Source organism: Burkholderia sp. USMB20 (assembly GCF_000949135.2).
In the GTDB taxonomy this organism is placed as follows: Bacteria; Pseudomonadota; Gammaproteobacteria; order Burkholderiales; family Burkholderiaceae; genus Burkholderia.
The window spans coordinates 291658-314603 of sequence record NZ_JTAN02000021.1; the positions used below are offsets into that span (position 1 = coordinate 291658).

Here is a 22946-nt window from a genome sequence, read left to right on the forward strand (position 1 = left end):
AGTGCCGCGACGGAGGCGAATCATGGATCGAAGCGAAGACTTGATCGTGCGCACCATGTCGGCCGACGACGTGGCCATGTCGGTCGAATGGGCGGCAGCCGAAGGGTGGAACCCCGGCCTGCATGATCCGCCGTGTTTCAGGGAAGCGGACCCGGCCGGTTTTTTCGTCGGCGTGTGGCGTGGCGAGCCGGTCGCGTGCCTTGCTGCCGTCGCGTATGACGAACGCTTCGGCTTCATCGGTCTGTACATCGTGAAACCCGGGTTTCGCGGCAAAGGCTTCGGCATGCGAATCTGGCAGCACGGCATGCGTTACCTGGGAGACCGCAATGTCGGTCTCGACGGTGTCGTGGCTCAACAGGCGAACTACCGGAAGTCCGGGTTCCGGCTCGCGTATCGCAACATCCGCTATCAGGGCCGTGTGGACGGCATCGGATGCGCGCACGCGGCCGCGGCGGCCGAGGTCCCGTTCGAGCAGTTGCTGGCGTACGATCGCCGGTGTTTTCCTGCGCCGCGCGCGCGTTTCGTCTCCGCGTGGCTCGCGCAGCCGGATGCCGTTGCGCTCGCAACGGTCGACGCGGGTCGCATCACCGGATACGGCGTGGTGCGCCGCTGCAACGCCGGCTGCAAGATCGGCCCGCTGTTCGCCGATGACGCCGGCGTCGCCACGGGGCTGTTTCGCGCGCTGGCGGCGCGCATGCCCGGCGAGGTTATCGTGCTCGACGTGCCGGAAACGAATCCCGCGGCCGTCGCGCTGGCGGAACGGCACGGCATGTCGAGCGTCTTCGAAACCGCGCGGATGTATACGAAGGAAGCGCCCGCGATCGCGATCGACCGCGTGTTCGGCGTGACGTCGTTCGAGCTGGGGTGATCGCCGCGCGCATGGCGGGCCCGGAAAGGACGCCGGATTTGCCCATGCGTTCGCCGATGTGAATCCATCTCCCGGCTACTTCTCGAACCAGTATTCGAGCTCGGTATGGTTCTGGTTGAACGCCTTGGCATCGGAGACTGTTTCCGCGCGCACGATGCCGTGGATGCCACGGAATCTGCCTGTACCGCCGGTGATGTCCAGTTCCGTGAGGTTCTTCAGCCGGTTGCTGTCGGGCAGCTTGTGGTTGAGGAAATAGCCGCGCGCGAAAATCCTGTCGCCGTTCTCCATTCTGTATTCCACATAGCTGCGACCGAGCCCGTTCAGGTCGGTCAGATCGCTTGTCGCGCGGATGACGGCTTCCTTCAGAACGATGCCTTCGATGGTCTGGTCCTTGCCACCGTAGCTGCGCACCAGTTCGTATAGCCGCAACTGGTGCCCGGGGACATCGCCAACCTCGAGGACGTGTTGCTGCGTGTACTTGTTTCCGCCCGCCGGCGCGTCGAATGCGGCGACATGCTTCTCTTGAGCAACAGCGATCGTCGAAGCGGACAGCACGCAGCACAGCACTGCAGACATTCCGGGTTGCATGGTCTTCTCCCAGCGGGAAATCGTTGCACTCTGGCGAGACCGCGCAGCGAAATGCAGCGCAACGGGATCCGGCCACGCCTCATCGCGCATCGCGGCGGCCGCGTCATCGAGCGAAGGGTAAGCCGCACGATACTCCGCGGGAAAAAGCATCGGCGCGGCAAGCGCTGCAAAAGCCAGATCCGCCGCCGTGAAGCGCAAGCCGTCATGAACCAGCAACGGCACGCTGCTGCCGCCGTTGTGTTTCGTCGCCAGTCAATGCAGCAGCGGGACATGCAGCGTTTCCCGGTACGGCAGCGCAAACCGGTCAAGCGCCCACCGCGCCTTTTCGCTGTAGGGCTGTGCGGCATCGGGATCAGCGCGGCAAGACGAACGCTGTCGCGGGTCATCGAAAGAGCGCTCACGCGTCATTGCATTGCGCGCGCAACGGACCCCGCGCGCCTTTGGAATTGTGGCAACGGTGCGACCTGCGTTCAATGCTCCTTTTGCCTACCGGCCGGCGGCTCGAACGATCTGACGATTAGGCAGCGCAAGCGAATGCTCTCCGCCAGCTGAAAGCTTCGTGCAAGACGCGGCACGCTTCGGCATCCGCGAGCCGAACCGAAAATACTTCGTCGATTCCGCGACGGATTTCCCGCCACCCTCCGTTAAACACGGGTACGCATCGCGAGAGCCCCCGTCATGGACCACCCGAACGACATCTCACCGGCCGCCATCGCGCTGAACCGCTTCGGTCTCGGCGCGCGGGCCGACGAAGCGCCGCCTGCCGATCCGAAGGGCGCGCTGGTCGCCCAGCTCGACCGCTACGACCCGAGGCCGGCCGCATGGGCCGGCGAGCCGGACGCGATCACGCTCGCCACGCGCTTCGCGACGACCCGCAACACGATGACGGGCGACGACGCGGCGGCCAGGCGCGCGAGTGCGCAGTCGATCCGTCGCGACGGCCATGACGCCTATCGCAGCGCCGTCACTGCGCGGTTGAACAGCGCGCTCGCCACGTCCACGCCGTTCGTCGAGCGGCTCGTGCATTTCTGGTCGAACCATTTCGCGGTGTCGGTCGACAAGGGGCCGGTTGCCGCGTATGCGGGTGCATTCGAGCGCGATGCGATCCGCCCGCACGTGCTCGGCCGCTTCGAGGACATGCTCGTCGCCGTCGAGCAGCATCCCGCGATGCAGCTGTTCCTCGACCAGGCGCGCTCGGTCGGCCCCGACAGCCCGGCCGCGCTGCGCGCCGAAGCCCGCCAGCCGGCAGCACGGCGCGGCCTCAACGAGAACCTCGCGCGCGAAATCATGGAACTGCACACGCTCGGGGTACGCACCGGTTACACGCAAACGGACGTGACGGAATTCGCGCGTGCGCTGACCGGCTGGAGCATTGCCGGCGGACGCGGGCCGCAGCCCGGCGATGTGGCGCCCGGCGCGTTCGTGTTCCGCCCGAAGCTGCACGAACCGGGCGCGCGCACGGTGATGGGCCGCACCTACGATCAGCCGGGCGACGCGCAAGCGCGTGCGATCCTGGGCGATCTGGCGCGTTCGCCGGCGACGGGCCGGCATGTCGCGTTCCAGCTCGCCCGTCATTTCGTCGCCGACGATCCGCCGCCCGCGCTCACCGACCGGCTCGCCCGTGCGTTCGATACGAGCGGCGGCGATTTGCCGACCGTCTATCGCGCGCTGGTCGATGCGCCGGACGCATGGTCGCCGGTCAATCGCAAGTTCAAGACGCCGTGGGAGTGGGCCGTGTCGTCGCTGCGCGGGCTCGGCTGGCGCGATACCGGTGACCTGAAGGCCGCGCCGCTGCTCGCGCAGCTCGGCCAGCCGGTATGGCGGCCCGGGTCGCCGGCCGGGTACGACGATGTCGCCGCGAGCTGGGCCGCGCCCGACGCGCTGGTGCGCCGTGTCGAGATCGCGCAGCGGTTTGCCGCACGCACGGGCGACCGGCTCGACCCGCGCACGCTCGGCAAGACGCTGCTGGCCGGCTCGCTGAGCGCACCGACGGCGACGGCACTGTCGCGTGCCGAGAGCGCGACCACGTCGCTTGCACTGCTGCTCGTGTCGCCCGATTTTCAACGGAGATGAACATGGCCCGATCCCTTACCCGTCGACATTTCCTGAGCATCGCCGCCGCCGGTGCGGGCGCGATCCTCGTCGCGCCGCGCATCGTGTTCGCGAACGTCGAAACCGACCGGCGCTTCGTGTTCGTGATCCAGCGCGGCGCGGCCGACGGGCTGAACATCGTCGTCCCGTATGCGGAACCCGCGTATGCGTCGTTGCGCGGCCCGCTGGCGATCGATGCGTCGACGGCGACCCGCATCGACGGCACGTTCGCGCTGCATCCGTCGCTCGTGCGGACCGCGCAGATGGTTCGCGACAAAGAGGCGCTGTTCGTCCACGCGATCGCGTCGCCGTATCGCGACCGCTCGCATTTCGACGGCCAGAACGTGCTCGAGACGGGCGGGCGCGCGCCGTACCAGGTGAAGGACGGCTGGCTGAACCGGCTCGCCGCGATGTTGCCGGCGACGCGGGACAACGCGATCGCGTTCGCGCCGACGGTGCCGCTCGCGTTGCGCGGCAGCGTGCAGGCCGCGTCGTATGCGGCGTCCGGGTTGCCGGCCGCACCGGACGACCTGCTCGCGCGCGTGTCGGCGCTGTACGAGGCCGACGTGCAGCTCGGGCCGCTGTGGCAATCGGCGATGGCCGCGCGCGGTCTCGCCGGCGACGCGCATGCGCGCCAGGATGCGGCGGGCGTCGGCAAGCTCGCGGCGACGTTTCTCGCGCGCGACGACGGCCCGCGGATCGCGATGATCGAGACGGCCGGCTGGGACACGCACAGCGCGCAGAACGCGCGGCTCGCGAATCAGTTGAAGGCGCTCGACACGATGCTCGCCGCGTTGCGCGACGGTCTCGGGCCCGTGTGGCAGCGGACCACGGTGCTCGTCGCGACCGAGTTCGGCCGCACGGCCGCCGCGAACGGCACGGGCGGCACCGATCACGGGCAGGCGTCGGTCGCGATGCTGGCGGGCGGGGCGGTCGCGGGCGGACGCGTGATCGCCGACTGGCCGGGCCTGCGGCCGGGCGACCTGTACGAAGGGCGCGACCTGAAGCCGACCGCGTCGCTCGACGCGCTGATCGCGGGCGCGGCCGCCGAAAGCCTGCGGCTCGATCCCGCTCATACCGCGTCGATGCTGTTCGCGGAAAGCGGCGCGACGCGGCCGATGACGGGCCTCGTTCGCGGAGCCGCGTGACGCGCGGAGCGATGCGCAGCTCGATGCACGGCGTACGCGGGTTCGCCTCCGCCGACCGATCGATTACACAACAGGGAGAATCGACGATGAAGATCCGATCCGTATCGCTTGCCGTATGGGTGACGACGAGCGCGGCGCTGCTGTCCGCGTGCGTGGTCGAACCCGCGCGGCCGCCGCAGCCTGCGCCGGTCGCCGAAGTGATGCCGCCGCCGCCCGCGCCCGGTTATCGCTGGGCGAAAGGTCATTACCGCTGGGCCGGCAACCACTGGGCGTGGGTGCCCGGGCACTGGGCCGCCGTGTATTGAAGCAGGGGGCCGGCGCGCCGTTCACCAGCCGATCCGGTGCTTCTCCTCGGTTTCGCTGTGTCGCCAGTCGTCGTCTGCGTGCAGATACTGGCTCGTCGTCGTCAGCGATACGTGACCGAGGTTGTCGCGCACGAGCCGCAGGTCGACGCGGCCGTCCGCCATGTGCGAACCCGCGCTGTGGCGCAGCCAGTGGGCCGATGCCTGTTCGAGCACGCGCGCCTGTTGTTCGCCTGCATCCCCTTGCGCACGCAACCGGTCGGCCGAGAACCGGAACACCTGCTTCACGATCCGGTGCAGCGCCGCGCGCGTGAGCGGCTTGCGCGTGCGACCGGCGGGCAGCACGAGCGGCGTGGCTTCGCCGTCGGCCGGCAGCGCGGGCAGGCCATGCGCGCGCCGGTAGCGCGCGAGCTCGGCCATCATCTCGGCGGTGGCCGGCACGAGGCGCTGGCGGCCGCCTTTGCCGGTCACGTCGAGCCACCAGCGATCGCGCCCGTTCGAATCGCGCCGTGCAAAGAATTGCCCCATCGTCGTGTCGGCCGCCTCGGTGATGCGCAGTCCGCCGAGATACAGCAGCGTGAACACCCAGCGCGCGCGATCCGCATGGAAGGCGGCACGCGCATCGTCGCGCGGCATCGCGGCGATCGCATCCTTGACCGCCTGCCACAGCGGCGGCCCGAGATGGCGCGTGACGCGCGGCGCGGGCCGCCGTTGCCGCTGCCGCGACAGCGCGAGCGGATTGCCTGCCAGATAGCCGGCCTGCACGAGCCACGAGAACATCACGTTCAGGATCACCATCGCCTGCCGCTGGCTGGCCGCCGACAGCGGCCCGTAGAACGGCCGCCAACGCGGGTCGCCGCGCGGATGCTTGCGGCCGCCGTTCGCGCACCACACGTCGGCGGGCGCGGGCGCGAGCAGGAACTGCCGGTACACGACCAGATCCTCGTGCGTGAGCGACGACAGCGGCTTGCCGCACGCGATCACGGCCCACAGCAGCAGGCGCTCGGCCTCCTTGCGGTAGTTCTGGAACGTAGTGGGCGTATCGACGAAGCGTGCGAGCCATGCGCGCACGGCGTCGAGATCATGGTTCGCGGCGATCTGCGGATGCGCGCTCGTCGAGCGATTGGTGCCCGCGCGTCCGTCGAGCGCGGCCGGCACGGTCAGCGCGTCGATCGGCTGCGGCCGCAGCGCGGTGTCGGACGGAACGGGTGAGGTCATGCGAACAGGGGGCGCGGCTCGCCCGTGGCCGGGCGGGCGCACGCGCCGCGACGAAGCGTACGAGGAAACGCCGATGGTAATACACGATCACGACTTGGCGAAGCGCAACGGGTTGACGGCTGGCGCTCATACCGTCTGCATCGGCCGTTTCGGTGCAGACCGCTTCCTGCTTTCCGGCGTCGGGAGCAACCCGTCCACGAATCCGGCTTCCCGGCCTGTCGAACGCCTCACCCTAGCGACAACACGCTGTTCAGCAACGTCCGCACGAGCGTCGCCTGTCGCGTGACACCCGTCTTGGAAAAGATCGCCCGCAGGTGCGAGCGCGCGGTGTTCTTGCTGATGTCGAGTTCGTCGGCCGCTTCCTCGAGCGTCGATCCGTTGACGAGCGCGAGCGCCAGCGCGGTCTCGGCCGGCGTGAGATCGAACAGCTTGCGCACGATGTCGTGAGACGCCTGCGACTTGCGCTCCGCATCGCGGATGAAGATCGCGCACGCGGGCCGGCGCGGATTGTCCTCCGACCATTCGCTGAGCGGGACCGTACGGATCAGCACGCCGAGCGGCGGCTTGCCGGACGGGCGCGGCACGGCAATCGCCTGCGCGACCGACGGCGCGCCGCCCGCGCGCTCCGCGAGCACCTGGCGAATGAGCTTTTGCAGCTTGCGGTCCTCCAGCGGATACGATGCCTCGAGCGCACCGGCGCGCACGCGCAGCCCGTCGCATTCGGCGAAGATCTCGTCCGCGACGGAATTGGTCTTCATGATCGTGCCGCGCTCGTCGAGGATCGCGGTCGCGACGAGCATGCGGTCGATCGCGCTCGCATACAGCGTGCGCTCCGATTCGACCATCCCGAACTTCGCATGCAGCCGCACCGCGCGCTTCAGGTGCGGCAGCAGCGCATTGCAGACGGCCTTGTCGGTCGCCGAGAACGCGCGGCCGTGATGCGAGCGGCACACGCGGAAGCGGCATTCGATCCCGTCGGGCGTGCGCAGGTCGGCGCCCATCAGGTAGCCGACGTCGAACGGCTCGAGGAACTCGCGATACATCGCGCTGCTGCGCCACACGCCGACGCCGAGCAGCTCGTCGACGGTGACGACGCGATCGCTCGGCAGGTTCACGAACGGATCGAGCGCGTAATAGTAGTTGTTGTACGATGCGACGCCGGTCAGCGGCGCGCTCGCCGCGGACGCATTGATCATCAGCCCCGCGTGGCCGCTGGCGGGCCAGCGCAGGATCATCGTCACGTAGTTCGCGTCGAGGTGCACGCGGATCTGTTCGAGCGCGCCGCCCCACGGCACGTCTTCCAGCGGGCCTTCGTAGATTGTCGCGAGCAGCGCGTCGTACTGCTCGAGCGTCAGTTTCGATTGGGCAAGGCACGGGGGAAGGGCCGGGGGCGCCGTGGTCATCGGGTTGTCTCCTGTTGCCGCCGCCGGGTCGCGGTGCGCCGGGCGTGCGGGTGCTGCATGCGCGAATGCGGACCGCCGGCGGCGGCGCGCGGTTGCCTGCACCGGAATACGGTAACGTGCCCGTGCAGACGTGACATCCCACGAATGAGGGTGGCGGCGCGCACGCTGTAAGCTATTTGTGAACTTTGCCGGCGCAGCATTCGTCTAAACGGCCCGCCAACGCTTCCCGAGGACCATCAGATGAATCGCAACACCAGAACGCTGCTCGGCGCGGCCTTGATTGCCGGCAGCACGCTGCTCGCCGGATGCCAGACCGGCGCGGCCGCGCCGGATGCACGCGCGGACCGCCCGGCCGACGGCCGGCCCGTGACCCGGACCGTTTATGTCGCGCCGCAGGCGGCGCGCTGCACGGGCGTCGCGCCGATGGACTGCCTGCAGGTGCGCAGCGGCCCGGCCGAGCCTTGGAGCCTGTGGTACGCGGGCATCGAGGGCTTTGCGTACCAGCCCGGCTATCAATATGTGCTGGAAGTCGACGAATATCGCGTCGCGCAGCCGCCGGCCGACGGTTCGTCGATCCGCTGGGTGCTCAAGCGGGTCGTCGAGCGCCGCCCGGTGAACTGACGGCCGCGGCGCGACCGGCCGCGGCGGCGCGGCGGTATCGATCCGCCGGAACACGACGGACGACAGCAGCGTGACCGCGCCCATGCAGACGAACGACAGCATGAAGCCGTTCGCCATCGAGCCCCAATGCGCGGCGAACAGGTTCACGAGCCCGCCGCCGATCGATACGCCGAGCCCCATCGCCAGCATCTGCATCATCGTGAACAGGCTGTTGCCGCTGCCGGCGTCGGCGTGCGACAGGCCCTTGAGCGTCACGGCGTTCATCGCGGCGAACTGCATCGAGTTCGCGGCGCCGAACACGACCAGCAACGCCATCTCCAGCACCGGCGCGGGCCGGGCCGACACCAGCGCGAACCCGGCGATCGCGCCACCGACGATCCCCGTGTTCACGACCAGGAACGTCGCATAACCGAAGCGTTTCGCGAGCGGTGCGATCCAGCGCTTCGCGATCACGCCGGCGATCGCGGCCGGCAGCAGCATCATCCCCGACTGCAGCGGCGTATAGCCGAGCTGCACCTGCATCAGCAGCGGCAGCATGAACGGCACCGAGCTCGTGCCGATCCGGCACAGCAGGTTGCCGAGCAGCCCCGCGCCGAAGTTCGGCTCGCGGAACAGCCCGAGCCGGAACAGCGGCTGCGCGCGGCGCCGCGCATGGGGCAGGTACGCGAGCGCGCTCGCCACGCCGAGCACGGCCAGCCCGATCGCCCAGCCGGTGCGGTGCGCGCGCATCGGCGGATCGATCGCGAGCGACAGCGCGATCATCGCGACCGACAGCAGCGCGCAGCCGATAAAGTCGAACGGCGGCGGCTGCATCGCCTGGTCGTGCGGCAGGAAGCGCTGCACCGCGATGAAGCCGACCACGCCGACCGGCACGTTGACGATGAACACCCAGTGCCAGGAAATCGCCTGCGTGAGCCAGCCGCCGAGCGTGGGGCCGACGATCGGGCCGAGCTGCGCGGCGATCGACACGAACGCGATCGCCGCGACGTACCGTTCGCCGGGCACGCGGCGCAGCACGGCGAGCCGCCCGATCGGCAGCAGCATCGAGCCGCCGACGCCTTGCACGGCGCGCGCGACGACGAGCTGGCCGAGCGTGTGCGACGCCGCGCAGCCGATCGATGCGAGCGAGAACACCAGGATGGCGAGCGAGAACACGCGGCGCGTGCCGAAGCGGTCGGCGAGCCAGCCGGACGCCGGCGTGAGCATCGCCATCGTCAGCGTATAGACGACCACGACCGGCTGCATCGCGAGCGGCGACGCATGCAGGCTTTGTGCGATCGACGGCAGCGCGGTGTTGACGATCGTGGTGTCGAGCGACTGCATGAAGAACGCGGCGGCGACGATCCACAGAAGCGCGGAGTGTGAGGGTTCGCGGGACATGACGAAACGGGAAGTGCGGCGACCGGCGCGGCGGCGACGCGACGGGGCGCGGCCGGCAGCGGCAGGCGCGCGCGGCGCACGGCCGTCTACGAGCACTCGATGGTACCGATTCCGGCGGTCGTCGGAAGATGCCTCGATGCGCTGAACGGCGACCGGCCGCCCGCGCTGCCCGACGTCGATGCATCGCCCGCCGCGAAGCGGCTCAGCCAGCCGGCCGGCACGCTGCTCGAGCTACCGGAAACCAGCGACCTGCGCGCGTCCGGCGCGGTCGATCAAAGCGGGTAGCGCACGTCGTTACCGGACGGCGACGCTTCGCGCGGCATCCGGCCGGGTTCACGCCGGCCGGTCCGCGCGCCACACACCGCGCGTCGCCGTGTCATGCCGCGCGTTTCTGCGAAAGCACCAGCAGCGCGCCGTTCCTGTCCTCCAGCACCGCGCGGTATTCGTGCGGCCCGGCCTGCACCGGCACGCGCACCGCCGCGCCGGCTTTCACGACCCGCGCCATCGCCGCGTAAAGGTCGTCATCCTCATCGACCCGCAGCGTGAGCGCCGCGCGCTCGACGATCTGCTCGTCGCCGGCGACCAGCGCGATCGTCAGCGGGCCGCCGTCGAGCGCGCAATAGCGGTCGCCGTCGCGGAACTTCACGTTCAGGCCCAGTCCGTCGACGAACAGCGGCAGCGCCGTGTCGATGTCGTCGACCGGATACAGCAGCATCGATACCTTCATTCCCTCTCTCCCTTGTCGTGATGTGACCGGCGCGCACCGCACCGTCGTTCGATGCTAGCGCGCGGTGCCGGCCGCGACGCAGTCCGATCGGACGACGGTGAAACCCCTCTGTCCCCGCATGCGTGCCGTTACTCCAAACAGACGATGCCCGGGCGGGCCCGCGCGCCGACACTCCCATCCGTGGACCGTCGCTATTCGTCCGTATCGTGCGGGCGGCCTGCGCGACCCCGACTCGTCCAACATACATGGAGACGCACGCAATGAAGTTTTCCCTCATCTACGAAGCCCAGACCACCGACGCATCGCGCGAGGGCGACCACCGGGTGTTCAAGGAGACGGTCGAACAGGCGCTGCTGGCCGAGCAGGTCGGTTTCGACACGATCTGGTGCGTGGAGCACACGTCGCTGACCAACTATGCGCACATGAGCGCGCCGGAAACCTTCCTTGCGTACCTGGCCGGCCGCACGACGCGCATCGGCCTCGGTCACGGCGTCGTGTGCCTGCCGCCGGCGATGAACCATCCGATCAAGGTCGCCGAGCGCGTCGCGCTGCTCGACATCCTGTCGGGCGGCCGCGTGCATTTCGGCGTCGGCAAGGGCGGCAGCCAGCAGGAAGCGGGCGCGTTCGGCTACGACCTCAACGAACTGCAGCCGATGATCGACGAGTCGATGTACCTGGTGCCGAAGATGTTCGTGCAGGACGAGATCGAGCACGACGGCAAGTACATCAAGATTCCGAAGCGTCCGATCCACCCGAAGCCGTTCCAGGATCCGCATCCGCCGATGTACCTCGCCTGCACGAACACCGACGCGCTGCTGCGCGCCGGCCAGCGCGGGATGGGCGCGCTGGTGCTCGGCTTCGGCGGGCCCGATGAGGTCGCGAAGAAGAACGCGATCTATCGCGAAGCGTGGGCGAACCGCAAGCCGGAAGACCAGGTCGGCTTCCGCCCGACCCAGCACCTCGCGGCGCTGTGCCCGACGGTCGTGATGGCCGACGGCCAGAAGGCCCGCAAGATCGGCATCCGTGGCCAGCGCTACTTCATGGAATCGCTCGCGTACTGGTACACGGGCGGCGAGCGTCCGGACCCGGCGAAGTGGGGCGACGACCTCGTGCAGGCCGATACCGGCGAGATGGTGATCCGCTCGCGCTTCGCGTCGGAGGAAGTCGTCGTGAACTTCGCCGATCCGGCGCTCGCGATGATGAACCCGAACCATGCGTACGGCACGGTGGACGACTGCATCGGCTACGTGGGCCGCCTGCAGGAAGCGGGCGTCGACGAAGTGCTGTTCCTGTGCCAGATGGGCACGGTGCCGCACGACGCGCAGATGGAGACGATCCGCAACATCGGCGAGCACGTGATCCCGTTCTTCAACAAGGAACAGGAGCGCGCCTGCGCATAAGGCGAGGCGTGTCGCGTCACGCCGCGCCCGTCGTCCCTTCGGACGATGCGGCGCGGCCGCGCGAAGCCGACCATCGTCGGCAGGAACCCTCGCTCGCGGCGCCGCCCGCGACGAATCACTTAAAGAGAGACCGGGGTGGGCGCCGCCGCGCGCGCGCTCCGTATCACAGGAGACATTCGTGCATCGCGACAACGATTCGAACGCACTGGCCGCCACGCTGATCGCCCGGGCCGAGGCGCTCGCGCCGACGCTGGCCGGCCGCGCCGCGCAGGCGGAAGCGCAGGGCCGCATCCCCGCCGAGACGATCGCCGACATGCAGGCCGCCGGCTTCTTCAAGGTGCTGCAACCGAAACGCTACGGCGGCTACGAGCTCGATCCGCAAACCTTCTTCGACATCCAGATGGCGCTCGCGCGCGGCTGCATGTCGACGGCATGGGTGTACGGCGTCGTCGGCGTGCACAACTGGCAGCTCGCGCTGTTCGACGAGCGCGCGCAGCAGGACGTATGGGGCAAGGATCCCGCGACGCTGATCGCGTCGACCTACATGCCGGTCGGCCGCGTGACGCCGGTCGAAGGCGGCTTCCGGCTGTCCGGCCACTGGAAGTTCTCGAGCGGCAGCGAGCTGTGCGAATGGGTGTTCCTCGGCGCGCTGGTGCCGCCGGCCGAGGCCGGCCAGCCGCCGGAATACCGCACCTTCCTGCTGCCGAAATCCGACTACCGGATCCAGCAGGACTGGGACGTGCTCGGCCTGCGCGCGACCGGCAGCCACGACATCGTCGTCGACGACGTGTTCGTGCCCGCGTACCGCACGCACAAGGCGATCGACGGGATGATGGGCACGAGCCCGGGCCTGGCCGTCAACGACGCGCCGCTGTTCAGGCTGCCGTTCGCGCAGATCTTCGTGCGCGCGGTGTGCACGTCGTGCATCGGCGCGCTGCAGGGCGCGCTCGACGATTTCACCGGCTATGCGGCCACACGCGTGTCGGCCAACAGCGGCACGAAGACGACCGACGATCCGGGCGCGCAGAACGCGTGCGCGAACGCGGCCGTCGCGATCGACGAGATGAAGGTGCTGCTCAAGCGCAATTTCGCGGAACTGATGGCGTCGGTGACGGGCGGCCCGGTCGTGTCGATCGAGCGCCGCGTGCATTTTCGCTACCAGTCCGCGCAGGTCGCCGAGCGTTGCGCGCAGGCCGCGAACGCACTGCTGCGCTATGCGGGCGGCAACGGCATCTATCACCGCAATCCGCTGGTGCGCCGCTTCCTCGACCTGCACGCGGCCCGCGCGCACTACGCGAACAACGTGGACCGCTTCGGCCAGAACCTCGGCGCCGTGATGCTCGGCCGCGAGAACACGGACTATTTCATCTGACGAGGCGGCGATGAACGACACGCAAGCGCAGCAATACGTGTTCGACGTCGTGGTCGTCGGCTCGGGCGCGGGCGCGCTGCTCGCGGCGTGCCGCGCGGCCGACCGCGGGCTGTCCGTCGTCGTGATCGAGAAGACGGCGCTGTACGGCGGCACGTCGGCGGTCTCGGGCGGCGGCATCTGGGTGCCGTGCAATCACCATATCGCGGAACTCGGCGCGACCGACACGCGCGAGGCTGCGAGCCGCTATCTCGACGCGTGCACGGCCGGCGCATCGTCGCGCGAGCGGCTCGACGCGTATCTCGACCAGGCGCCCGAGATGCTGCGCTACCTCGAAACGAAGACGCCGGTGCGCTACCAGGCGCTGCCGAAGTACGCGGACTATTTCCAGAAGCTGCCGGGCGCGATGCCGGGCTATCGCGCGCTCGATCCGCTGCCGTTCGACGGCGGGCTGCTCGGCGACGAACTCGACCGGCTGCGTCCGCCGTCGCCCGGCACGCTGATCGGCGGCCGCGTGGCCGTGACGTCGAAGGAGGCGCACACGCTGTTTTCGCGCGGGCCGGGCTTCATGAGGCTCGCGATCGCGCAGTTCGGCCGCTACTGGCTCGATTTCGGCGTGCGCCGCCGCACGCGGCGCGACCGGCGCCTGACGCTCGGCAACGCGTTGATCGGCGGGCTGCGCCGCGCGCTGCTCGAGCGCAACGTGCCCGTGTGGCTCGACACGCCGATGCGCGACCTGCTCGACGTCGACGGCCGCGTGACGGGCGTGCGTGCGCAGCGCTTCGGGCAGCCGGTGACGATCGCCGCGCGGCGCGGCGTGATCCTCGGCGCGGGCGGCTTCGAGCGCAACCAGCCGATGCGCGAACGCTACCTGCCGCAACCGACGCAGATGCAATGGAGCGCGACGCCGCCGGCCAACACCGGCGACGCGATAGCCGAAGGCCACCGGCTCGGCGGCGCGCTCGCGCTGATGGAACACGTATGGGGCGCGCCTACGGTCGGCGTCGCGGGCGAGGAGAAGCAACGCGCGCTGTTCGTCGAGCGCAACCTGCCCGGCTGCGTGATCGTCAACGGTCTCGGCAAGCGCTTCGTCAACGAAGCCGCGCCGTATTCGGAATTCGTGCCGGCGATGTATCGCGACCATGCGCGTACCGGCGCGTGCGTGCCGGCGTGGATGGTGTTCGACGCGCGCTTTCGCCGCAAGTATCCGTGCGGGCCGATCATGCCGGCGTCGATGATGCCCGATTCCCGCATTCCGGACGCGTTTCGCGGCGTGCTCGTGAAAGCCGACACGATCGATGCGCTCGCCGTGCGGATCGGCGTCGATGCGGCCGGGCTGCACGACACGCTGCGCGACATGGCGCGTTACGCGGCAACCGGTATCGACGAAGCGTTCGGCAAGGGCGACAACCTGTTCGACACGTACTACGGCGATCCGAAGAACCGGCCGAATCCGTGCCTCGGGCCGGTCGACGAGGCGCCGTTCTACGCGGTGCGGATCGACGCAGGCGACATCGGCACGAAGGGCGGGCTCGTCACCGACGCGCACGCGCGCGTGCTGCGCGCCGACGGCGCGCCGATCGACGGCCTCTATGCAATCGGCAACACCAGTGCATCGGTGATGGGCGCGAGTTACCCCGGCGCGGGCTCGACGCTCGGTCCGGCGATGACCTTCGGGTTCATCGCCGCCGACCACCTGGCCGCGCAAGCGGCCGACGCCGGCGGCCGGTCAGCCCGGCCGTCCACGACAGAACTTGACGGAGTCCAATCATGAGCGATCTCACCACCCATCCGCTGCGCACCGACATGCTGCTCGCGATGCGCCGCCTCGCGCGCTCCGTCACGGTCATCAGCAGCGCGCACGACGGCCGGCGCTACTCGATGTCCGCGACGGCGGTCGATTCGCTGTCGACCGATCCGCCGTCGCTGCTGATCTGCATCAACCGCAATGCGTCGCTGTATCCGCCGCTCGATGCGGGGGCACCGTTCTGCGTGAACGTGCTGTCGGCACGGCATGAAGGCATCGCGATCGATTGCAGCGGCCGCCTGAAGGGCGAGGCGCGCTTCACGACCGGCGAGTGGCACACGTCGCCGCTGGGTGTGCCGTATCTGCACGATTCGCAGGCGAGCCTCGTGTGCGAGCAGGACGGCCGCTTCGAATACGGCACGCATACGGTGTTCATCGGGCGCATTCGCGAGGTGCTGATGAGCGGTGACGTCGATCCGCTCGTCTATCTCGACGGTGCGTACACGACGCCCGGCGCGCCCGCGGCCCGCGCGGCCGCGTGACGGCGGTGCGCGTTTTTCCGCATCGGAACGAGACGATCCATGACACGCAGATTGAACCGCAATATCGAGAATGGTGCGGACACAACGATCGTGCACGAGTTCGTGCAGCTGATCGGCGCGGCGGCAACGCAGGTGCTGAACGCGTTCGCCGGTGTTGCGCCAGCGCTGGCGCTGGCGTCGAACGACGCGCGGTGCCGCGCGGGAGAAGCCGGCTGGCATACGGCTTCGGCGGGTGCGGCCGGCGCGGCTCGCACTGCATGAGGAGCCGGCGATGAGCGATCCCCGTTTTCACCGGCTGACCGTGGCCGACGTCATCGCCGAAAGCGACGACGCGTGCTCGTTCGTGTTCGACGTGCCCGCCGCGCTGCGCGATGCGTTCGCGTATCGGCCCGGCCAGTTCCTGACGCTGAACGTGCCATGCACGGACGCGACCGTCGCGCGCTGCTACTCGCTGTCGAGCGCGCCGGGCATCGACGCGGCGCCGAAGATCACCGTCAAGCGCGTGCGCGACGGACGTGCGTCGAACTGGCTGTGCGACCGCATTCGCGCGGGCGATGCGCTCGACGTGCTGCCGCCGGCCGGCGTCTTCACGCCGCGCACGCTCGACGGCGACCTGCTGCTGTTCGCGGGCGGCAGCGGCATCACGCCGGTGCTGTCGATCCTGAAATCGGCGCTCGTGCACGGACGCGGGATGCTGACGCTGATCTATGCGAACCGCGACGAGCGCGCGGTGATTTTCCGCGACGAACTGCGGCAGCTTGCGCACCGTCATCCGGGCCGCCTGCGCGTGATCCACTGGCTCGACAGCGTGCAGGGCGTGCCGCTGCAGCGGCATCTCGAGGAACTCGCGCGGCCGTTCAGCCAGCAGGAGACGTTCATCTGCGGGCCGGCGCTGTTCATGGAGAACGCGCTCGCCGCGATGCTCGGCCTCGGGCTGCCGCGTGCGCGCGTGCATGTCGAGCGCTTCGCGTCGCTGCCGGATGCGCCGGCGCAGGCCGATCCGGCGGCATCGACCGCAACGGCGGCGGCGTCCGGCGATGACGATCGCGACGGCGACGGTGAAGGCGCGGCGATCGAGACGGTGCTCGACGGCGAGGCGTTCGCGTTCGACAGCGCGCCCGGAGAAACGCTGCTCGACGCGATGCTGCGCGCCGGCCTGCCTGCGCCGAATTCCTGCCGGATGGGGCAGTGCGGCGCGTGCATGTGCCGCGTCGAACGCGGCGCGGTGACGCTCGACAGCAACCACGTGCTCGACGACGACGAGATCGCGGCGGGCTGGACGCTCGCCTGCTGCGCGCGGCCCGCGAGCGACGCGCTGCGCGTGGTGTTCCCCGATTGAGCCGCGACGTGTCGATGGCACCGACGGCAACCCTGTTTCGACGCATATGACGATGGACAAAGAAATCCTCACCACGCCCGCGCTGATCGCGCGGGCTGCCGCGCGCCACGGCGCGCATCCGGCGATCGAGTCGGAGCACGGCCGGCTGACCTATGCGGAACTCGACGCGGCGCGTCTCGAAGCGGCGCGCGCGCTGCTCGCGAGCGGCATCGACGCTGGCGACCGGGTCGCCGTATGGGCACCGAACCTGCCGCAATGGATCGTCGCGGCGCTGGCGATCCACACCGTCGGCGCGATCCTCGTGCCGGTCAACACGCGGATGAAGGGCATGGAAGTGGGCGGTATCCTGCACGACGGCGGTGCGCGGTTGCTGTTCTGCTGCGGCACCTTCCTCGGCGAATCCTATCCGGCGCTGCTCGCACCGCACCGGCCCGCGACGCTCGAACGCGCCGTCGTGTTCGACGGCGAGCCGCCGTCCGGCGCGCACGATGAAACCTGGAATGCATTCCTCGCGCGCGGCGCGGCGGTGCCGCTCGCCGCCGTGCGCGAGCGGGAGGCGCAGGTGACGCCGGATACCGTGATGGACCTGATGTTCACGTCCGGCACGACGGGCCGCCCGAAGGGCGTGATGACCGCGCACGGGCAGAACCTGCGCGCCGCGCAGGCGTGGGCGACGATCGCCGGCGTGCGCCGGGACGACCGCTACCTGATCGTCAATCCGTTCTTCCATACGTTCGGCTACAAGGCCGGCTGGCTCGCCGCGCTGTCGAGCGGCGCGACCGTGCTGCCGCATCTCGTGTTCCAGCCGGCCGACGTCTTGCGCCGCATCGCCGACGAACGCGTGTCGGTGCTGCCCGGCCCGCCGACGCTGTACTACGCGCTGCTCGATGCGCCCGATCGCGCGACGCGCGACCTGTCGTCGCTGCGGATCGCGGTGACGGGCGCGGCCGCGATCGCGCCGAGCCTGATCGAGCGGATGCGCGCCGAGCTCGGCTTCGAGACCGTGCTGACCGGCTACGGACTGACCGAATCGTGCGGGTTCGCGACGCTATGCCGCCACGGCGACGACGCGGAGACAGTCGCCTGTACGTCGGGCCGCCCGATGCCGGGTGTCGAGTTGCGCATCGCGGGGCCGGACGGCGCGGCGCTCGGGCCGGACGAGACCGGCGAGATCTGGGTGCGCGGCTACAACGTGATGCGCGGCTACTTCAACCAGCCGGATGCGACGCGCGAAGCCGTCGACGCCGACGGCTGGCTGCATACCGGCGACCTCGGCTGTGTCGACGCGAACGGCAACCTGAAGATCACCGACCGGATCAAGGACATGTTCATCGTCGGCGGCTTCAACTGCTATCCGGCCGAGATCGAGCGGCTGCTGGCCGCGCATCCGGCAATCGCGCAGGTCGCGCTGGTCGGCGTGCCCGATACGCGGCTCGGCGAGGTCGGGCATGCGTATGTCGTATTGCGTCCCGGCGCGCACACCGACGCCGACGCACTGAACGACTGGGCGCGCAGCAACATGGCGAACTACAAGGTGCCGCGGCATTTCACGTTCGTCGAGCAACTGCCGACGAGCGCGGCCGGCAAGGTGCTGAAGTACCGGCTGCGCGCGGGCACCGAAGCGGCGGCCTGAACGCCGGCGCACGGTACGAAATCAACGGGACGAACGCATGAACGACAACGGATTTCCGCAGGGCGCGGTACTCGTGTTCGGCGGCAGCGGCGGAATCGGGCAGGGCGTCGCGCTCGAATTCGCGCGCGCCGGCGTGCCGGTCGCGCTCGGTTACCGCAGCAAGGCCGAGGTGGCCGAACGCGTCGCGCGCGAGGTGCGCGCCGCAGGCGTCGCGGCCACCACGCATTGCGCGGACGTGACCGCTCCCGCGCAGATCGATGCGGCGCTCGCGGCCGCGATCGGCGCGCACGGCCGCGTGCACACGATCGTGTGGGCGGCCGGCCCGTTCGTGAACCAGCGTCGCATCGGCGACATGACGCACGACGACTGGCGTCGCGCGATCGAGGTCGAGACGGTCGGCTTCTTCAATGCGGCGAAGGCTGCATTGCCGCATTTCCGTGCGTCGGGCGGCGGGTCGTTCGTCACGCTCGGCTCGGCCGGGCATCTGCGCTGGCCGGATCGCGACGGTTTGTCGGTCGCGCCGAAGGCGGCGAACGAGGCGCTGGTGAAGGGGCTCGCGCGCGAGGAAGGCCGTCACGAGATTCGCGCCAACTCGATCCTGGTCGGCGTGATCGAGGCCGGGATGTTTCCGGTGCTGCTCGAACAGGGGCAGCTCGACCAGGCGTGGATCGACGACACGCAGAAGATGCTCGCGCTCAAGCGCTGGGGGAAGGCGCACGATATCGGGCGTGCGGCAGTGTTCCTCGCGTCGGATCGCGCGAACTACATCACGGGGCAGCAGTTGAACGTCTCGGGCGGGTACGGGTTGTAGCGGATGCGCGGAGCCCGCTCGGGAGAGCGGGGCCGGCAGACGAACGTTCGGTTGCTTTCGGCGCCGAATCCGCCGTATCGATCCCCGATCTTCGCGCCGCAGGCGCCCGGGAGCGACTGCCCGCATGCATGCGTCGAAGCGCATGAACGGCCGTCTCGGCGGCAACTGGTTGCGCGCGCACCGTCCTCGGTATTCACCCTGATCCGCGCTGCGCGCTTCTCGCATCCTGACCACGCGCGACTCGCGCGAGGTCACGTCGATGAAACATTTCCTGCCATGCGTGACGTCACACGTGCTTGCACGCCGTTGCGATGTCACGCGTGCCGACAGCCGCGCGTGCTTGCCCGGCGCGCGTCGCGGCACCCGATGCATCGCTCCGCTGCATCAGGCACGTGCTGACGTGCCGAAAACAGATGCGTTCCTGAAACATTTCCGTCGATTCTCCCCAGCATCACCGCGGACGTTTGGCCGCGACGCTTGTCCCGTGCCGGTTCGCGCCGCATGGCACATGCCTTGCGGTTAGGTCGGGGCCGCTCGACACAATCGCGACCGATGGCAACGACAAATCGCGGGAGCGGCACGTAACGACATCGAAATATCGGGGATCGGATCGAGCCGCGGGATAGCGGCCCGTCGTGCCGGACACGCTGCGTCGTATCGGCGGCACGCACGGGCATCGTACGCTCGATCCGTCAAACAGCAAGCTTGCTTGCAAGATGTCGTGCCGGGGGACCCGCCGCGCGTGGCGACATGCGCTGCACGTGGCGGGTCGGCGCGCCCGGCACATGTCGGGGGGGACGCCCGTGAAAATGACAATGAACCAATGGGCAGCGCTGGCGATGGTAGTCACGGCCGGCGCGCACGCGCAGGAAATCTACCTGCAGGGCGGCACGCAGGGCGTCGGCATCGGCGCGGCCGTCAGCTTCAATTCGGTACTGGGCGCGCACGCGGATTTCAACGCGATCAATCTGACGCATGACTTCACGGTGGCCGGCAACCGCTACCAGGACGACATCAAGTTGCGGCAAGGCGGCCTGTATGCGGACATCTTTCCGTGGCGCGGCAGCGGCTTTCGCGCGACGATCGGATTGCGCTTCAACGACGACGATATCCGCGGCGTGTCGGTGCCCACCGACGGGACCTACGTGTTCGCCGGCAAGCGTTTTCCGGCGCTCCCCGGGATGTACGCGGTCGCGGAGGCACGCTATCCGACCGTGATGCCGTATGTCGGGATCGGCTACGGACACCGCCCGGCGTCGAAGGGGCTCGGTTTCGTCGCCGACCTGGGCGTCGCGTACGGCATCCCGCGCTGCTCGTACACGCTGTCGCCGCAACTCGCCGCCGCGGCCGGACCGCAGAAGAGCCAGATTCTGACCGCCAGCGGCCTCGACGAACTGAACCGGGTGATGTCGCGGTATCGGTGGTATCCGGTGCTGCAGATCGGGATCTCGTATCGGTTTTGAGCGGGACGCGCGTTATGGCACGGCCGCGCTCCGGCCGTTCGACGCTTTCGTGCCGTGGCCGTATCCGCAGACCTTCCCGTTGCCTGTTGCTGGACTGCCGGAACGTCCGGCCGAAACGGCTCGAATCTATCGTCCTGGCACTCACCTAGACCGTGCCGGCCCAGGCATTCGTCGCAGTCGTTACCGGCACGATGTCGCCGATCGCGTCCGTGATTCTGGTCGCGGTGCTGGTGATGGTCGTGCGGCGCGCGTCGGACATCCCCCACCGGCGCGGACTATCCGTCGGTGAATGGCCATTCGGCCGTCTTTTTTCGTCGCCGCGGCTGGATTACCTTGGATGACAGCAGTTCGACGCGTCGGGCCGACGGCGGAACGTGGGTGGCTTCATGCCGTCTGCTGCCGCCGGCCAACGCCGACCACCGGCTTCCGTCCGATCACGACGATGATAGCAATGCTTGCAATTCACCGCGTTGGCGCTATCATTGATAGCAATCTGGATGGAGGGACTCATGGCAAATCTTCTGGTGCGTAACGTGGATGACAGTATCGTTCAGAGCCTTCGAGAGCAGGCTGCGGCGAACGGCAGGAGTGCCGAGGCCGAACATCGGGCCATTCTGGCCGATGCGCTCGGCCGGCCGAAGCGAAGGACATTCGCGCAAGTGCTGATGAGCATGCCGGACGTCGGCGAAGACGCGGATTTCCAACGTGTTCAGGATTCCGGCGAGGTCAGGCGTGTTTTTGATTGATACGAACGTCATCAGCGAGATCAGGAAGGGCAAGCGAACCAACCGCGGCGTGCGCGCGTTCTTCAGGCAGGCCGAGGCCGACGCGAGCCCGCTTTACCTGTCGATCGTCACGGTGGCCGAACTTCGGCGCGGCGTCGATCTGATCCGCCATCGCGGCGATCATCCGCAGGCGTCGGCGCTCGAGGCATGGATGGCGACGATTCTGTCCGGCTATGCGTCGAACATCCTGCCGGTCGATCTCGAGACCAGCCAGATGTGGGGCCATTTGCGCGTACCCGATCCGGCCCACGCACTCGACAAGCTGATCGCGGCCACCGCGCTGATCAACGATCTCACGGTCGTCACGCGCAATGTCGACGATTTCGCCCGCACCGGCGTCCGGCTGCTGAACCCGTTCGAGTGAGCCGGGTTGCCGCGTCGCGGCAATCCGCCATCGCTTCCCGCCTTCTTCCCTTGCGCGTTCTCCGTCGCGCATCGCCCGCTTGCAGCCCGTATCACCGGGCTTTAGCGCGCGTCCGATTCCCGGTCCTCTCCCGGCCGGCGTCGTCCTAAAAGACCCGTCCGCTCTCGTCCCAACAGACGATGTGACGCCATCCCCGACCGGCCAGAATCCTTTCACGAACAACGGATTCTGAACCTGGAGGAGGCCGACATGATCGATGTCCGTGCGCTCGGCTACGTCGTCGTGGAGGCGACCCGCGTCGATGCGTGGCGCCGCTACGCGGAAGACGTGCTGGGCATGCAGGTGCTCGACGCGCCCGACGGCGCGCTGTACCTGAAGATGGACGAGCGCGATTTCCGCTACGTGATCGTCCCCGGTGCGACCGATCGCTATTTCGCGTCGGGCTGGGAACTGCCCGACGGCGCCGCGTTCGACGCCGCGCTGACGGCACTGCGGCAGGCGGGTGTCGAGGCCGTGCGCGCCACGCGCGACGAAGCCGCGCTGCGCCGCGTGCAGGCGATGGCGTGGTGCACCGACCCGTCCGGCAACCGCCACGAGTTGTACTGGGGCGCGCGCTGCGACTTCCGCCGCTTTGTGTCGCCGCTGGGCGTCGCGCGCTTCGTCACCGGCGACATGGGGCTCGGTCACGCGGTGCTGCCCGCGCCGCAGTTCGACGCGACCGACGCGTTCGTGCGCGGCGTGCTCGGCTTCGAGCTGTCCGACATCTACCGCGTGAAGTTCACGCCGGACCCCGCCGAACCCGAGAAGCGCATTCACTTCATGCACTGCCGCAACGCGCGCCATCACAGCCTCGCGCTGTTCGAGATGGCGGTGCCATCGGGCTGTGTGCACGTGATGGCCGAAGTCGACTCGATGGACGAAGTCGGCCGCGCGCTCGATCGGGTCGCCGCGCACGACGTGAAGATGTCGGCGACGCTCGGCCGCCACTGCAACGACCAGATGATTTCTTTCTACATGAAGACCCCCGGCGGCTTCGATCTCGAATACGGCTTCGGCGGCCTCACGGTCGACTGGTCGAAGCACGCGGTGTTCGAGGCCACCAAGGTGAGCCAGTGGGGCCACGATTTCAGCATCGGATACCGGTAAG

22 protein-coding genes and 1 pseudogene are annotated in these 22946 nt (G+C 69.0%); 18 read left to right on the top strand and 5 right to left on the bottom strand.

The features are described 5' to 3' along the window. Window positions 1-22 precede the first annotated feature (22 nt). Complete coding sequence (locus PL79_RS31650) at window positions 23-868, top strand: GNAT family N-acetyltransferase (RefSeq protein ID WP_044845691.1); 846 nt, start codon at window positions 23-25, stop codon at window positions 866-868. Window positions 869-943: 75 nt separating this feature from the next. Here PL79_RS31650 and PL79_RS31655 read toward each other — a convergent pair whose 3' ends face one another. Continuing rightward, on the bottom strand, window positions 944-1678 hold the full coding sequence (locus PL79_RS31655; protein WP_044845690.1) for a hypothetical protein: 735 nt from the start codon (window positions 1676-1678) through the stop codon (window positions 944-946). A 456-nt stretch (window positions 1679-2134) separates the two neighbouring features. On the opposite strand from PL79_RS31655, the gene PL79_RS31660 reads away from it, so the two are divergent. From PL79_RS31660 to PL79_RS31670, 3 genes are all read left to right on the top strand, one after another. Continuing rightward, window positions 2135-3529 carry a DUF1800 domain-containing protein gene (locus tag PL79_RS31660; protein WP_044845689.1) on the top strand — a complete coding sequence of 465 codons (1395 nt, stop codon included), beginning with the start codon at window positions 2135-2137 and terminating at the stop codon, window positions 3527-3529. A gap of 2 nt (window positions 3530-3531) precedes the next feature. Further along, window positions 3532-4695, top strand: coding sequence for a DUF1501 domain-containing protein (locus tag PL79_RS31665; protein ID WP_044845688.1), 1164 nt, complete (start codon window positions 3532-3534; stop codon window positions 4693-4695). Window positions 4696-4781: 86 nt separating this feature from the next. Beyond that, on the top strand, window positions 4782-5000 hold the full coding sequence (locus PL79_RS31670) for a YXWGXW repeat-containing protein (RefSeq protein ID WP_044845687.1): 219 nt from the start codon (window positions 4782-4784) through the stop codon (window positions 4998-5000). Between the two features lie 21 nt (window positions 5001-5021). Here PL79_RS31670 and PL79_RS31675 read toward each other — a convergent pair whose 3' ends face one another. Both PL79_RS31675 and PL79_RS31680 read right to left on the bottom strand, forming a co-directional pair. After that, window positions 5022-6215 (bottom strand): tyrosine-type recombinase/integrase, encoded by a 1194-nt coding sequence (locus PL79_RS31675; protein WP_044845686.1) that lies wholly within the window; start codon window positions 6213-6215, stop codon window positions 5022-5024. Between the two features lie 227 nt (window positions 6216-6442). Then, the gene (locus tag PL79_RS31680; protein ID WP_044845685.1) at window positions 6443-7618 is read right to left on the bottom strand and encodes a helix-turn-helix transcriptional regulator; all 1176 of its coding nucleotides are present in this window, start codon (window positions 7616-7618) and stop codon (window positions 6443-6445) included. A 240-nt stretch (window positions 7619-7858) separates the two neighbouring features. On the opposite strand from PL79_RS31680, the gene PL79_RS31685 reads away from it, so the two are divergent. Then, on the top strand, window positions 7859-8239 hold the full coding sequence (locus PL79_RS31685) for a DUF4377 domain-containing protein (RefSeq protein WP_082088563.1): 381 nt from the start codon (window positions 7859-7861) through the stop codon (window positions 8237-8239). Here PL79_RS31685 and PL79_RS31690 read toward each other — a convergent pair. Then, window positions 8237-9619 (bottom strand): annotated as a pseudogene (locus PL79_RS31690) (DHA2 family efflux MFS transporter permease subunit); the annotation flags it as partial. The gene PL79_RS31685 and the pseudogene PL79_RS31690 overlap by 3 nt on opposite strands. Before the next feature lie 99 nt (window positions 9620-9718). On the opposite strand from PL79_RS31690, the gene PL79_RS31695 reads away from it, so the two are divergent. Beyond that, on the top strand, window positions 9719-9904 hold the full coding sequence (locus PL79_RS31695; protein WP_235879362.1) for a hypothetical protein: 186 nt from the start codon (window positions 9719-9721) through the stop codon (window positions 9902-9904). A gap of 91 nt (window positions 9905-9995) precedes the next feature. Here the strand turns inward: PL79_RS31695 and PL79_RS31700 are convergent, their stop codons facing one another. Continuing rightward, the gene (locus tag PL79_RS31700; protein WP_044845684.1) at window positions 9996-10346 is read right to left on the bottom strand and encodes a VOC family protein; all 351 of its coding nucleotides are present in this window, start codon (window positions 10344-10346) and stop codon (window positions 9996-9998) included. A 260-nt stretch (window positions 10347-10606) separates the two neighbouring features. Between PL79_RS31700 and PL79_RS31705 the strand changes: the two genes are divergently transcribed. The 12 genes from PL79_RS31705 (at window position 10607) to PL79_RS31765 (ending at window position 22945) form a co-directional block, all read left to right on the top strand. Then, window positions 10607-11746: an LLM class flavin-dependent oxidoreductase gene (locus PL79_RS31705; protein ID WP_044845714.1), complete on the top strand. Its 1140-nt coding sequence runs from the start codon at window positions 10607-10609 to the stop codon at window positions 11744-11746. A gap of 178 nt (window positions 11747-11924) precedes the next feature. Next, window positions 11925-13118, top strand: coding sequence for an acyl-CoA dehydrogenase family protein (locus tag PL79_RS31710; RefSeq protein WP_044845683.1), 1194 nt, complete (start codon window positions 11925-11927; stop codon window positions 13116-13118). A 10-nt stretch (window positions 13119-13128) separates the two neighbouring features. Further along, window positions 13129-14889 (top strand): FAD-dependent oxidoreductase, encoded by a 1761-nt coding sequence (locus PL79_RS31715; protein WP_044845682.1) that lies wholly within the window; start codon window positions 13129-13131, stop codon window positions 14887-14889. After that, window positions 14886-15404, top strand: coding sequence for a flavin reductase family protein (locus tag PL79_RS31720; protein WP_044845681.1), 519 nt, complete (start codon window positions 14886-14888; stop codon window positions 15402-15404). Before PL79_RS31715 ends, PL79_RS31720 begins: the two co-directional genes overlap by 4 nt. A 39-nt stretch (window positions 15405-15443) precedes the next feature. After that, entirely contained in the window at window positions 15444-15665 is a 222-nt protein-coding gene (locus tag PL79_RS31725) for a hypothetical protein (protein WP_124570887.1), read from the top strand. Window positions 15666-15675: 10 nt separating this feature from the next. After that, a complete protein-coding gene (locus PL79_RS31730) occupies window positions 15676-16743 on the top strand; it encodes a ferredoxin--NADP reductase (RefSeq protein ID WP_044845713.1) in 1068 nt (355 codons plus the stop codon). 46 nt (window positions 16744-16789) lie between these two features. Further along, entirely contained in the window at window positions 16790-18376 is a 1587-nt protein-coding gene (locus PL79_RS31735; protein WP_044845679.1) for a FadD3 family acyl-CoA ligase, read from the top strand. A gap of 37 nt (window positions 18377-18413) precedes the next feature. Beyond that, the gene (locus PL79_RS31740; protein ID WP_044845678.1) at window positions 18414-19187 is read left to right on the top strand and encodes an SDR family NAD(P)-dependent oxidoreductase; all 774 of its coding nucleotides are present in this window, start codon (window positions 18414-18416) and stop codon (window positions 19185-19187) included. 785 nt (window positions 19188-19972) lie between these two features. After that, on the top strand, window positions 19973-20650 hold the full coding sequence (locus PL79_RS31745) for a hypothetical protein (protein WP_082088562.1): 678 nt from the start codon (window positions 19973-19975) through the stop codon (window positions 20648-20650). A 509-nt stretch (window positions 20651-21159) separates the two neighbouring features. Next, window positions 21160-21396 (top strand): FitA-like ribbon-helix-helix domain-containing protein, encoded by a 237-nt coding sequence (locus tag PL79_RS31755; RefSeq protein ID WP_014899176.1) that lies wholly within the window; start codon window positions 21160-21162, stop codon window positions 21394-21396. Then, window positions 21383-21799: a type II toxin-antitoxin system VapC family toxin gene (locus tag PL79_RS31760; RefSeq protein ID WP_193759899.1), complete on the top strand. Its 417-nt coding sequence runs from the start codon at window positions 21383-21385 to the stop codon at window positions 21797-21799. The genes PL79_RS31755 and PL79_RS31760 overlap by 14 nt, the downstream gene beginning before the upstream one ends. A 249-nt stretch (window positions 21800-22048) precedes the next feature. After that, the gene (locus tag PL79_RS31765; RefSeq protein WP_044845676.1) at window positions 22049-22945 is read left to right on the top strand and encodes a VOC family protein; all 897 of its coding nucleotides are present in this window, start codon (window positions 22049-22051) and stop codon (window positions 22943-22945) included. The last annotated feature ends 1 nt before the right edge of the window (window position 22946 follow it).